The sequence below is a fragment of the Pseudomonas sp. NPDC089422 genome (genome assembly GCF_044749405.1).
Taxonomy (GTDB): Bacteria; Pseudomonadota; Gammaproteobacteria; order Pseudomonadales; family Pseudomonadaceae; genus Aquipseudomonas.
Genome location: NZ_JBIVHW010000013.1, coordinates 77,068 through 88,497, shown reverse-complemented (window position 1 = coordinate 88,497; position 11,430 = coordinate 77,068). Strand labels below are relative to the sequence as shown.

The window sequence follows — 11,430 nt, the reverse complement described above, 5'->3', positions numbered from 1 at the left end:
ATGGGCCGGCGCGGCTGGCTGCTGGGTAATGCGCTGTGGCTGCAGGCCGGCTGGTGGCTTTGCGTACTGGGAGCGCACAGGCCCTGGTTGCTGCTGATCGTGCTGATCGGCCTGTTGCTGCACCTGTGCCTGAGCCCAGACGGTGAGCTGCGCGTGCTGCTGTGGATAGCGACAGCGGGCTGCCTGCTGGACAGCACCCTGGGCATGCTCGGCGTATTCAGCTTCAGCCAGTGGCCGCTGCCGCTTTGGCTGGCATTGCTGTGGCTGGTGTTGGCCAGTGGCATGCGCCACAGCCTGGCAGGGCTTGGCAAGCCGGCGTGGCTTGCGGTGCTGCTGGGCCTGTTTGGTGGCCCGCTGGCCTACCTGGCTGGTGCCCGACTGGCGGGTGTCGAGCTGCCACTGGGGCGACTGGAGACCGCGCTGGTCCTGGCGCCGGTCTGGGCATTGGCACTGCCGCTGGCCTTGCGGTTCGCGGCAGGGGGGCCGGTCAGGGCTGCCATGCGCATGCCTTGAGAGGTGTATCGCCTATGAGATCGAGCGCCGCGCGGGCGGCGCTCGATCTTGCAGGCGCAGCACAACTCTCGGCGAACACTTGGTGGCAGTTATTGCTGCTGGCGCGTAGCGCAGACCACGATCTCGCGCACGCAGACAGATTGCGGCTGGCCATAAGCGAAGTCGATCACCTCAGCGATGTGCTCGGCGCTCAGTACCCCGCCCATGTCTTTCTTCCACTCGTCGTAGCCTGCCTTGATGGCCTCATCGCTGGTGTGGCTCAGCAGTTCGGTGTCCACGGCGCCCGGCTCGATGGTGATCACCCGCACATTGCTCGGCGACAGTTCTTCGCGCAGGTTCTCGGACAGGCCGCTGACGGCAAACTTGGTGCCGACGTAGGCGACGTGATTGGGGAACGTCTTGCGCCCGGCGACGGAGCTGACATTGATGATGGTGCCGTGCTTGCGCGCGACCATGCCGGCAGCCACGGCATGGATGCCGTTGAGCAGCCCACGCACATTGATGTCGAGCATGCGGTCCCATTCGCCCGGGTCCTGGGTAGCGATGTTGCCCAGCAGCATCACCCCGGCGTTGTTGATGATCGCATCCACCGGGCCGAAACGCTGTTCGGCCTGGCCTACCGCCGCCAGCACCGCCGCCCGGTCGGTCACGTCGACCGACAGCGCCAGGGCATTGGGCAGTTGCAGCTGCAGCATCGGCTCCAGGCGACGCGCCAACAGCAGCAACGCATGACCGCGGCGGGACAGCAGCCTGGCGGTGGCCAGGCCAATGCCGGAGCTGGCACCGGTGATCACGACCAGGGGTTTATGGGTAGTCATGGTGAAACTCCTGATATTCGAAGTGCCTATTGATAAAACGCAGGGCAAGTATAGGTAAGGGTTAAAACCCCGAAAAATGGGATATTCTTGTGGCTGCCATCGGCAGAACTTATGGGTAACCCGTGGATTATCGTCAGCTTCGTGCGTTCATCGCAGTGTTTGAAGAACGCAATATCACCGCCGCCGCACGCGCCATACACCTGAGCCAGCCGGCGCTGTCGGGCAGCATCAAGGCACTGGAAGATGCACTGGGCACCACACTGTTCGTACGTCGGCCCAGGGGCGTAGAGGTCACCGACGATGCGCGTGCGCTCTACCCCGAAGCCCAGCGCATGGTCGCCGAGGCGAGCAGGCTGCTGACCCGTTTTCGCAGCGACCGCGACTGTGCAGCCTTGCAGATCGGCGTGGAGCACGATGTCAGCTCGGCGACGGTGAAGCAGCTTGCGCTGGCTGCGGCAGCCATCACACCTGCCGTGCGCCTGCAGCTGGTGACCGGCTGCATGGGCGCTGCGCGACTGGCCAGCGAAGAACTGCGGTGTGAGGATGAGCTGTTTCTACCCTTGCACAGTGACCCGTTCGTGCGGGCCCTGCCATTGGCCAGCGACGGGCATGAACGCTGGATCATCTGCCCTGCACAGCCAAGCCATCAGCGGCTACAGCCGTTCTACGATGGCCCGCCGGTGGCCGAAGCCGAAACCTTTACCCTGGCCCTGGAACTGGTAGCCGCCGGGCTGGGGTCGGCGATCGTGCCGCAATCACTGGCCGCCGAGCAGCGTGACGTGCGCACCGAACCGCTGCCGCAACTGGACATGCGTCGGCGCATCGGCCTGTGCTATTCGGCTCAGGCGTTGGCACTCGAAGGGGTCATTCAGCTGCGCGATGCCTTGCAACTTTCGATTGGCCAACCGGCCTAGCCTGCCATGCCGGCCTTGCCCAGCATCTGGACAACCAGTCGATGCAAGTGCTCCCGTCGGCTATCGGTCCATGGCGCAGAGAAATTCAGCGCCATGAAGTTCGAAAACGCCCCTGCCGGCGAAAAGAACGGCCCGGGAATGAAGTCGAACGTGTCATGCCCGGCCGTCATCGCCAGTTTCATCGAATCGAAATGCCGGGGGCCTCGTACCCAACACAGGTAACCGCCGGTTGGCGCCGACACAGCGACCTTGCCGCCTGACGCGGCCATGAGCAAATCGATGCCCTGCCTCATGCGCTCGGCCAGTACGTGGCTGGCGTGGCGCAGATCACGCTCGATCTGCCGGCTTTTCAGGTAATCGGCCAATGCTGCCTGCAGCGCCACATGGGGCAGGTGCGTGCCTGCAAGGTGTCGGTTGGCAACCAGCCTGGCAGCGTGCCGACCGGCCACGACCCAGCCGATTTCATAGGCCGAGGACAGGTATGAGGCGGTGCCGCCGAACTGCACCACCGTGTCATCGTCGTCGAACGCCTTGAGCGAGAGGGTGTTGAGTTCGCCATGACCAAGCTCCCCGGCCATGTCGTTTTCGATGATCAGCGCCTCGTTCTGCCGGGCGGCACGTACCAGCCTTGCCAGGCTTTCACCGCTGTAAGTGACGCCCGTGGGGAAACGATTGACGCCCATCAGCACACAGCGTTTCACGCCCGTGCTCTTGAGAATGTGCTCGAACTGCTCGGGGTCGACGCCGTACGTGGGATGGGAGTAGATCTCCACAGTCTTGATGCGCCGGTGGCGCAGGCTTTCCAGTACCGGGTAGAACGACGGGCTCTCGACCAGCACCGGTGCCCCGCCCTGGGACAAGCTGTCCAGGCACAGGTTGAAAGCCTCCATCGCCGAACGCGTGAGCAGTACCCCGTCCTGCCCGGTGAACGCTTGCCGCTGCCCTGCGCGCTGCGCAATGGCGGTTTTCAACGCCACCCACTCGTCGATGCCTTGGCCTGTGTCGACAGGCTTTTGCAGGAGTGCGCGGCGAAAGCCCTTGATCAGCCCTGCCTCGGGCATCAGCCCGGCAGCCGGCAGCATCGCGGCCGCGGCCCTGGCATGGAACGGCAGCCGGGCCAGCCCATCATCGAGCGAACGGACGTCATCCGGTGGCATGACCGGCATTCTGGATGACATCCGATGCTGCGCAGCCTTGGCGGGACTCGCAACGTAGAACCCCGAGCGGTCCCTGGAGTGGCAAACACCCTGCGCCTCCAGCAGTTCATAGGCCCGGTATACGGTCACCACGCTGAAGCCTGTCTCGCTGGCCAGGCGACGCAGCGAAGGGAGCTTGTCACCCGGCGCAATGACACCTGAGTCGATGCGTTTCTGTAGCAACTCGGCAACGTGTCTGAAGCGCTGCATCCGCCCTCCAATCTGTACTACATGAAATCACAGAAATGTGTGCATTGTAGTACAGAGGCTACCCGCACTAGAGTCGGCTTACTACCTGACCGAGTGAGGGAAACATGGAGCATATCGTCATCGTCGGCGGCGGCCTGGCAGCGCACCAGTCGGCCAGAAGCCTCCTGCAAGCGCGTCCCGATGCGCGCGTCTCGATGGTCAGCGCCGAACATCACCGGCCCTATGACCGCCCTCACCTGTCAAAAGGGTTTCTCGCCGGTGACGACGTTGAGCCCCAGCTACTGGCCGGCGCAGATATCCATGCGCACGCCCGGCTGAAGCTGTTGCACGGCAGGCGTGCGGAGGCGATTGACAGAACGGCGGCGCGTATTCGCCTCGACAACGGCGAAGCCCTTGGCTATGACCGCCTGATCCTCGCCACCGGCTCACGGGTCAGGCAGCTGCCGGCCGATCAGGTGCGCGCCCCCGTGCACTATCTACGCACCTTCGATGAAGCACTGGCCATACGCGCCAAGCTGGTCGAAGGCGCAGCCGTGGTGATCGTCGGCGGTGGCTTCATTGGCCTGGAAGTGGCGGCTGCGGCCCGTCAGCGGGGCTGCCGGGTGACTGTCATCGAACCTCGCCAGCACCTGCTCGCCCGCACCGGGTCAGCGGCCCTGAGCCAGTGGATCGAGGCCTTGCACCGTGCCCATGGCGTGGACATTCAGCTCGGCACACAGGTCTTGAACATCGGCCAGGCCGACGGCGGCAAGGCGCGAGTCGACACCAGCGCCGGGGCTATCCTGGCCGATATCGTCATCGTCGGTATTGGCGTTCAGCCGAACGTGGAACTGGCTGCGGGCTGCGGCCTGTCGGTAGACGACGGCATCCTGGTCGATGTGGCCTGCACGACGTCCGACCCAGGCATTTTCGCTGCCGGCGAGGTGACCCGCTACCCGGTGGCCCACCTGGGCGTCACTACCCGCTCCGAATCATGGAGCGCCGCCAGCGACCAAGGCTGCGTGGCAGGTCGGGCGGCAGCCGGAGAGACGGACGCCACCTATAGCGAGATGCCCTGGCTGTGGTCCGATCAATACCACAGCAGCGTCCAGTGCATCGGCCTCACCCACCTCGCCTGCACCTACTCGTTCATCGGCGAACCCGGCTCGGCGCAATGGCTGGCGCTGGGCTGGAGCGGGCAGAGCCAGCTGGTCTGTGCCATCGCCGCGAACCGGGGGCGCGATCTGTCGGCAATCAGGCGCGCGCTGAAACGCAACGAGGCGCTGCCGGACGTCTACTTGTCGACCATCGCCTCAGCAGTTGCCAATCCCTTTTGAAACCGGTCGGAGAACCGCCCCATGGAACAAGCCTGGATCAAAGTCTGCGATGCCGCCGAGGTGCAACCGGACGCGGCATTCGCCTGCGAAGTGGAAGGCCGCATGATTGCGGTGTATCAGGTCGATGAACGCTACTTCGCCACCGACAACGTCTGCCCCCACGCCTATGCGCTGCTGTCGGACGGCTGGCTGGAAGGCAGCGAGATCGAATGCCCACTGCACGGCGCCCGCTTCGACATCACCACCGGCGCGGTGCTTGAAGGGCCGGCCGAATGCGCCCTGAAAACCTACCCCGTGCGCCTCGAAGGCAATGAAGTGCAATGCCTGGTGTGACCGAGCACCCCATACAACGATAAGGGATTGATATGCACGTGATCGACGCTTTGAGCTCGGACTTCTACGAAGTCGAGTGCGCAGACAAACCGGCCAGCATGTGGGATGTGTTCCCGGGCTGGAACGCCCATGATCGCTTCGGCATCGTCATCTATGAGCCACTGGCCGCGCTGGGTGCGACCCACCTCATCCAGCTGGCGTGCATGTGCTTCTACGACATCAAGCCGATGCGCCGCACCGAGCGCAAGGTCTACCCGGAGATGTTCGCGATCCATGTGGGCGGCTGGTGGGGCGGCCATGGCAACTTCGATTTCTGGCCGCCGCGTCGTGAGATCCAGGTCTCGGACGACCACCGCGAGATTCTGGGTGCGATAAACGATTTCGGCATCACTCGCCTGGCGCTGCCCGAGCGCCCGGCGCGTGATCTGGTGCATCGGCGCAAGGAAGAAGACTGCGCCCTGGACCGGCTCGCCACCTCGATCTTCTACAGCCCCACGGGCCGCGTCGCCCAGCCGGGCTTCACCATCCGCAGCAACAACCGCCGCAGCGAACGGGACGTGCAACGCAACATCAACCCGGTGCAGCTTTCCGAACAGAGTGTTGCCCAGTTGCAGAAATCGGCGGTCCCGGTCAAAGAGACGGATGCCGACTTCACGCCCCGGCAGATCGAGCTGAACGTCAATGTCACAGCGGCCATGCGTGAGCAGGCGGAGCGTAACCGTTCGGCACTGAAGGTCGACGGTCTGATAACCGAGGGGTACCGATTCGTCGACCCGGCGCAATCGCTGAAGTGCCTGTGAAGTGATCAGGCACGCTATTCCCGGTCAGCCTCGGTTCATGCGTAAGCCGCCTGCCTGGATCGAGGCGGCCCTTCGACAGCGACACGTCTCGCCTGCCCCACGCCCCAGGCCAGCGCCCGGGTCATCGACTCGCCTGGCCTTGAAGCAAAGGCTTCTTCATGCAGAGCCATGCCGCAGCCGGCGTACACGCCGATGAACATTTGCGTGTTGCCTGTGCGCGACAGTCGTACCTGGACATCGATGGTCGTGCCATCGTCCAGGGTTTCACCGTGAGCCCGATGGTGAAGCATCGGATCAGCCCAGCCCCAGAACACATCCCCGCGAATCCGCATGCCGCCCTCCTACGACTTTAGTCTTATGTGTATGGCTCACCACACCATAGCGGAGAAGGCCGATAGCGCAACGCGAGCGACGCAGAATGCCAACGGGTTCCGACTGCCGGCCCGGTCAGTCGGGCAGCGGGTACAGGCTCTGCAGCAAGCGGTCCTGTGCCGACTGCTCCCCCAGGAAGCGCCTGAACAGTGCCTCGCCCTGCTGCCCTGCCAGCGCCTGGCTCAAGGCACTGTCCACCAGCAGCCGAAAGTCCTCATCGCCACGGGCCATCGCCAGTGCCACCCGGTTCATGTCGAACAGGCGGTCCGGCACCCACAGCTGCTCACGTTCGGCCTGCCCGGCCTGATAGCCCAGCAGGACCATCCGATCGCCGAGGAACGCATCGACCTCGCGCGCCGCCACCCGGCGCACCCCTTCCTGATACGTGGGCACCTCCTGCAGGCTGGATTGCAAGCCAAGCTGGCGAATCCGTTGGCGGGCCCAGTCGCTGCTCACCGTGCCGTGCAGCACGGCAAAGCTGTGTTTGCTCAGGCCGGCATTGATCGTCGCGCGCCAGCGCGGGCCGTTATCGCTGGCACGGCCGTTGAGCGGGCCGAGCAAGGTCGTGGGCGCATCGCGCCTGACCATGACGGCCAGGCCAGAGGTGAACACCGGGATGGAGAAGTCCAGGGTCTTTCGCCGGGCGAGGGTTTCCACCGCGGGCGTGCAGAACAGGTCCACCTGCCCCTCGCTCAGCGTGCGCGCCACCTCCTGCTCCGGCAGCGCCCGCCAGCGCACCTGCAGCCCGGCGAAACCGGGCGTCTGGCGCAGCTTTTCGGCGACTGCCCGGCACAATTCGACTGCGTAGCCTTGCGGGGCCTGTTCATTGCCCGAGGAAAACGGCGCAAAGCCGTCCATGTACCCCAACGTCAGCACCTGGCTGTCACGTATCCGGCCCATCACATCCGCTGCGGCCACCGTGGCACAAGGTGCAGCCCAGCCGATCAGGCTGGCAAGGCACACACAGGCCAGCTTCGCGCTGCTGCTCATGGCGCGCCTCCGATCATGTCCAGTCCCTTGATGAAGCGCTTGGCTATGAAGCCGAACAACAGGTACCCCAACGCCATGATCAGCGCCGCACCGAACACCGCTTCCAGGCCCGAGGCGTAAAGCGCGTAGAAGCAGTAGCACACGGCGACCAGCATGATGGCGCTGTTGCGGCGGAAAATGGCGATGTCCACCTGGGCCTTGTACATGATCACCAGCAAGCCGGTCAGCGAGGTGATGTAGGGAATGATGTTGGTCACCGCCGCCAGGTTGACCAGCCTGCCGAACTGGGCGCTGGCGTTGGGTGACAAGGTCGACAGGGCGATCAGGCTCTGCATCAGCGCGCAGGTGAGCATCCCGGCCAGGGGAACGCCCCGGGCCGTGGTGCGGGTGAACAGTTTCGGGAACAGCCCCTGCCCGGCCGTGACCTTGGCGGTCTCTGCCAGGGTGAACTGCCAGCCGAGCAGCGAACCGACGCAGGCGATCACCGCCAGGCCCATGATCACGTTGCCCACGGTGTCATCGAACATCCGCGCGTAAGCCAGGGCGAACGGTGCGCTGGCGTTGGCCAGGTCGGGGTTGGGCACGATGCCCTGGATGACGCTGGTCGACAGGACGTACACCACCGCCGCGCCCAGCGTGCCGAACAGGCAGGCCAGCGGCACGTTGCGCTTGGGGTTCTCCACTGCGTCGGAGTTCTGCGCGGCCGACTCCATGCCCAGAAACGCCCACAATGTCAGCGGAATGCTGTTGGTGATCGCCTGGCCGACCGGTACCTGCCCGGGGTTCCAGGCCTGCTCGAAGGTGGCAGGGCTGAACCAGAACCAGCCGATCAGGCTCAGGCCAGCCACCGGCACGATCACGCCCCAGACACTGATCGCCCCCAGGCGCCCGGTGATGTCGGCGCCCCCCAGATTGGCCAGGGTCGTGAACCAGATCAGCGCCACCGCCCCAACCAGCAACGGCACCGCACCGCTGCCCAGCCAGGGGATGAAGGGCGTCAGGTAACCCACGGCAGAAATGCCGATGGCCACATTGCCGATCATCAGCGAGAGAAAATAGAGGTAAGAACAGAGGAAGAAGGCGGATTTGCCGTGGGCCTCTTCACTGTAGGCCGACATGCCTCCTGAGCGGGTGCAGTAGATGCCGCACTGGGCGAAGCAATAGGCGATGGCCATCGACCCCACCGCCGTGATCACCCAGGACAACAGCGAAACGGCGCCGATCTGCGCCATGCTTGCCGGCAGCATGATGATGCCTGAGCCCATCATGTTCACCGTGACCAACGTGGTGAGCCCGACCAGGCCCATTTTCTTTGCAGGATCGCGCACGATGATGACCTCCGAGCCAAGCGTCGATGCCCATGGGGCGTTTGCACTGCAAGAACGTCGGCCAGCCAGGTGCAGCACACCCGCAACGCGGCCAGTACAGCCAGATTCTGCTACATGATGATGGCTGGTGATCGGCCGTGCGGCCAGGCGTGAGGGTGAACAAATCTGTCGTTTGCTTCTTTGAAGGAGTGTCCCATGCGAGCCATCAAACAGTTACGCCATGACTTCATCCGTGAATTCTGGCGCGGGCTGCTGGTCGTCTGGCCGATCGTGTCGCTACTGCTGCTGTTCATGGCCCTGCTCGGGCTGGCCGTCGGCGAGCTGGAAGGTTGGCCTGTGGGCGACGGCCTGTACTTTTCCTTCGTGACGGGCTTGACCATTGGCTATGGTGACCTGGTGCCCAGGCTGGGTCTGGCACGCTGCCTGGCCATGCTGATCGGTATCGCGGGCATCGTCATGACCGGGCTGATCGTCGCGGTCGGCGTGCATGCGTTGCGCAAGGTGCTGGAAGACCAAGGTATCCACTGATACCTGGGGCGACGTCCGTTGCCGGATCAACTACAACAGTACATAGCACCCGGGCAGCCTGACAGGAACCGAACCAATGGCGTCGAAACACAGTTTCTGCGTGCCTGGGCTGGCTGCGTTGGGCCTGGCGCCGCTGCTGCTGGTCGCCCGGGGCGCCAACGCGGAGGACCTCGAGCCCAGGGCCTACGCCAATACGCCGGTCGGCATCAACTTCCTGCTGCTGGGCTACAGCGACCTGCGGGGTAATGTCACCGCCAACCCCTCGGTGCCGCTGGAGGATGCCAAGCTGGACATCCAGACGGTGGTGTTTGCCTTTGCCAGGTCGCTGGAGGTCTGGGGCCGTTCCGCCAAGTTCGATGTCGTCGTGCCCGAGGCCAGGCTGACCGGTTCTGCCCTGTTCGCCGGTGAACCCAGGGAGCGTAATGTGACCGGCCTGATCGACCCGAGATTCCGTTTCTCGGTCAACTGGTATGGCGCCCCGGCCCTGTCGCTGGCGGAGTTTCCCAGCTACCAGCAGGATGTGATCATCGGCTCCAGCCTGGCGATTACCGCGCCGCTTGGCCAATACGACTCCAGCCGGCTGGTCAACCTCGGCAACAATCGCTGGTCGTTCAAGCCTGAAATCGGCATTTCCAAGCGCATCGGCGCGGTCACCCTGGAGTTGTCAGGCGCGGGCACCTTCTTCACCGACAATGACCAATACCTCGGCAGCCGCAGGTTTTCCCAGCGGCCGGTCTACCAGACCCAGGCGCACCTGATCTACGCCTTTCAAAATGGAGTCTGGGCCTCATTGGACGGTACCTATTTCGCCGGTGGCAACACCTCGGTCGACGGAGTCGGCAACCACGACTTCCAGGAAAACACCCGCTATGGCTGCACCCTCACCCTGCCGCTCAACCGCAACAACTCGGTGAAACTGTTTGCCAGCAATGGTGCGCACACCCGTACCGGCAGCGAATTCGATGTGGCCGGGGTGGTCTGGCAGTATCGGTTTGGTGGCGGGCTGTGAAAGCCTGCAGCATTTGACAGCCCCCTCCAGGCGAACTAGTGAATAAGGTTTCTCCAATCGCAATGTGAGGAGCACGAACATGGAGCGTACCCTGGCTTCCCTGCTGATCGCGAGCGGCCTGCTGGTAACCGGGCAGTCCCTTGCCGGCGGAAAGGACATGGCGCCAGGGCCGACCATCAACGATGGCCCGTTACTCTGGCACAACGAAAGCCTGACCTATCTGTGGGGCAAGAACTACAAGGTCGACCCGCCCATCCAGCAGACCTTCACCTTCGAAAGTGCGAGCAACTGGACTTGGGGCGACATCTGGTTCTTCGTCGACCAGATCAACTACAACGGCAAGCAAAGCGCCAACAACGGCAAAAGCAGCTATTACGGCGAGTTCAGCCCGCGCCTGTCGCTGGGCAAGATCAGCGGCACCGACCTGTCATTCGGCCCGATCAAGGATGTGCTGATTGCCAGTACCTATGAATTCGGCGAAGGAGATGTCGAGACCTACCTGCTCGGCCCTGCCGTGGACCTCGCCATCCCCGGTTTCGACTACTTCCAGCTGAACGTCTACTACCGCAAGCCGGACGGCAATCGCGTGCCGTCCGGCGCGTGGCAGGTGACACCGGCCTGGGCGATCACCATACCCGTCGGCAACTCGGACATCCTGTTCGACGGCTTCATGGATTGGGTGGTGAACAACAAGGATGCCAGTTCCAGCCACCGCAACCAGTCGGACTACCACGCCAACCTGCACTTCAACCCGCAGCTCAAGTACGACCTCGGCAAGGCCATGGGGTACGAGGCCAAGCACCTGTATGTGGGCCTGGAGTATGACTACTGGTCGGACAAGTACGGCATCAGGGACTCGAAAGGTTTTACCACCGACCAGAACACCGCGAGTGCCCTGGTCAAGTATCACTTCTGAGGTGGCCTTTTTCCGCAAGCGAAATGCTATCCCTGTGGGAGCAACTTCCTTGCTCAATTTCTAAAAGCTGACGAGATCCCTGTGGGGCGGGCCTGCCCGCGAACACGGGCGAAGCCCGTGCCAGGCAACACTATTTCCTAGGCCGGCGCCTTCGCGGTGCAAGCCTGGTACCACAATAATCAATGCC

General features: G+C 63.7%; 13 protein-coding genes. 8 read left to right on the top strand and 5 right to left on the bottom strand.

The genetic code is table 11. The features are described 5' to 3' along the window. Positions 1 to 513 carry a DUF2878 domain-containing protein gene (locus tag ACIPZ8_RS22745; RefSeq protein ID WP_400727841.1) on the top strand — a complete coding sequence of 171 codons (513 nt, stop codon included), beginning with the start codon at positions 1 to 3 and terminating at the stop codon, positions 511 to 513. Between the two features lie 89 nt (positions 514 to 602). On the opposite strand, the gene ACIPZ8_RS22740 is transcribed toward ACIPZ8_RS22745, so the two are convergent. After that, on the bottom strand, positions 603 to 1,331 hold the full coding sequence (locus ACIPZ8_RS22740; protein ID WP_400727838.1) for an SDR family oxidoreductase: 729 nt from the start codon (positions 1,329 to 1,331) through the stop codon (positions 603 to 605). Positions 1,332 to 1,453: 122 nt separating this feature from the next. Between ACIPZ8_RS22740 and ACIPZ8_RS22735 the strand changes: the two genes are divergently transcribed. After that, positions 1,454 to 2,245: a LysR family transcriptional regulator gene (locus tag ACIPZ8_RS22735; protein WP_400727835.1), complete on the top strand. Its 792-nt coding sequence runs from the start codon at positions 1,454 to 1,456 to the stop codon at positions 2,243 to 2,245. Here the strand turns inward: ACIPZ8_RS22735 and ACIPZ8_RS22730 are convergent. Further along, a complete protein-coding gene (locus ACIPZ8_RS22730) occupies positions 2,242 to 3,651 on the bottom strand; it encodes a PLP-dependent aminotransferase family protein (protein ID WP_400727832.1) in 1,410 nt (469 codons plus the stop codon). The two genes, ACIPZ8_RS22735 and ACIPZ8_RS22730, sit on opposite strands and share 4 nt — an antisense overlap. Before the next feature lie 104 nt (positions 3,652 to 3,755). Here ACIPZ8_RS22730 and ACIPZ8_RS22725 point away from each other — a divergent pair, with 104 nt between their 5' ends. Genes ACIPZ8_RS22725 through ACIPZ8_RS22715 form a run of 3 tightly spaced genes read left to right on the top strand, consistent with a single transcriptional unit; the run spans position 3,756 to position 6,100 of the window. Then, positions 3,756 to 4,967, top strand: coding sequence for an NAD(P)/FAD-dependent oxidoreductase (locus ACIPZ8_RS22725; RefSeq protein WP_400727829.1), 1,212 nt, complete (start codon positions 3,756 to 3,758; stop codon positions 4,965 to 4,967). A 21-nt stretch (positions 4,968 to 4,988) separates the two neighbouring features. Beyond that, positions 4,989 to 5,300, top strand: a complete 312-nt coding sequence (locus ACIPZ8_RS22720; protein ID WP_400727826.1) for a non-heme iron oxygenase ferredoxin subunit — start codon at positions 4,989 to 4,991, stop codon at positions 5,298 to 5,300. Between the two features lie 38 nt (positions 5,301 to 5,338). Continuing rightward, complete coding sequence (locus ACIPZ8_RS22715; protein ID WP_400727825.1) at positions 5,339 to 6,100, top strand: hypothetical protein; 762 nt, start codon at positions 5,339 to 5,341, stop codon at positions 6,098 to 6,100. Positions 6,101 to 6,135: 35 nt separating this feature from the next. On the opposite strand, the gene ACIPZ8_RS22710 is transcribed toward ACIPZ8_RS22715, so the two are convergent. The 3 genes from ACIPZ8_RS22710 to potE form a co-directional block, all read right to left on the bottom strand. Then, entirely contained in the window at positions 6,136 to 6,432 is a 297-nt protein-coding gene (locus ACIPZ8_RS22710; RefSeq protein WP_400727823.1) for a hypothetical protein, read from the bottom strand. A gap of 115 nt (positions 6,433 to 6,547) precedes the next feature. Then, positions 6,548 to 7,462 carry a transporter substrate-binding domain-containing protein gene (locus ACIPZ8_RS22705; protein WP_400727820.1) on the bottom strand — a complete coding sequence of 305 codons (915 nt, stop codon included), beginning with the start codon at positions 7,460 to 7,462 and terminating at the stop codon, positions 6,548 to 6,550. Further along, positions 7,459 to 8,790 carry a putrescine-ornithine antiporter gene (gene potE / locus ACIPZ8_RS22700; protein ID WP_400727817.1) on the bottom strand — a complete coding sequence of 444 codons (1,332 nt, stop codon included), beginning with the start codon at positions 8,788 to 8,790 and terminating at the stop codon, positions 7,459 to 7,461. The genes ACIPZ8_RS22705 and potE overlap by 4 nt, the downstream gene beginning before the upstream one ends. A gap of 195 nt (positions 8,791 to 8,985) precedes the next feature. On the opposite strand from potE, the gene ACIPZ8_RS22695 reads away from it, so the two are divergent. The 3 genes from ACIPZ8_RS22695 to ACIPZ8_RS22685 all read left to right on the top strand — a co-directional run bounded on the left by ACIPZ8_RS22695 (position 8,986) and on the right by ACIPZ8_RS22685 (position 11,243). Further along, positions 8,986 to 9,318: a potassium channel family protein gene (locus ACIPZ8_RS22695; RefSeq protein ID WP_400727815.1), complete on the top strand. Its 333-nt coding sequence runs from the start codon at positions 8,986 to 8,988 to the stop codon at positions 9,316 to 9,318. A 76-nt stretch (positions 9,319 to 9,394) separates the two neighbouring features. Then, on the top strand, positions 9,395 to 10,327 hold the full coding sequence (locus tag ACIPZ8_RS22690; protein ID WP_400727812.1) for a transporter: 933 nt from the start codon (positions 9,395 to 9,397) through the stop codon (positions 10,325 to 10,327). 79 nt (positions 10,328 to 10,406) lie between these two features. Next, a complete protein-coding gene (locus ACIPZ8_RS22685) occupies positions 10,407 to 11,243 on the top strand; it encodes an outer membrane protein OmpK (protein WP_400727809.1) in 837 nt (278 codons plus the stop codon). Positions 11,244 to 11,430 lie beyond the last annotated feature (187 nt).

Coding starts and splice junctions, on each gene's coding strand:
- ACIPZ8_RS22740 (WP_400727838.1), bottom strand. CDS start 1,331: ATGACTACCCATAAACCCCTGGTCGTGATCACCGGTGCCAGCTCCGGC.
- ACIPZ8_RS22730 (WP_400727832.1), bottom strand. CDS start 3,651: ATGCAGCGCTTCAGACACGTTGCCGAGTTGCTACAGAAACGCATCGAC.
- ACIPZ8_RS22695 (WP_400727815.1), top strand. CDS start 8,986: ATGCGAGCCATCAAACAGTTACGCCATGACTTCATCCGTGAATTCTGG.
- ACIPZ8_RS22690 (WP_400727812.1), top strand. CDS start 9,395: ATGGCGTCGAAACACAGTTTCTGCGTGCCTGGGCTGGCTGCGTTGGGC.
- ACIPZ8_RS22720 (WP_400727826.1), top strand. CDS start 4,989: ATGGAACAAGCCTGGATCAAAGTCTGCGATGCCGCCGAGGTGCAACCG.
- ACIPZ8_RS22725 (WP_400727829.1), top strand. CDS start 3,756: ATGGAGCATATCGTCATCGTCGGCGGCGGCCTGGCAGCGCACCAGTCG.
- ACIPZ8_RS22710 (WP_400727823.1), bottom strand. CDS start 6,432: ATGCGGATTCGCGGGGATGTGTTCTGGGGCTGGGCTGATCCGATGCTT.
- ACIPZ8_RS22685 (WP_400727809.1), top strand. CDS start 10,407: ATGGAGCGTACCCTGGCTTCCCTGCTGATCGCGAGCGGCCTGCTGGTA.
- ACIPZ8_RS22745 (WP_400727841.1), top strand. CDS start 1: ATGGGCCGGCGCGGCTGGCTGCTGGGTAATGCGCTGTGGCTGCAGGCC.
- ACIPZ8_RS22705 (WP_400727820.1), bottom strand. CDS start 7,462: ATGAGCAGCAGCGCGAAGCTGGCCTGTGTGTGCCTTGCCAGCCTGATC.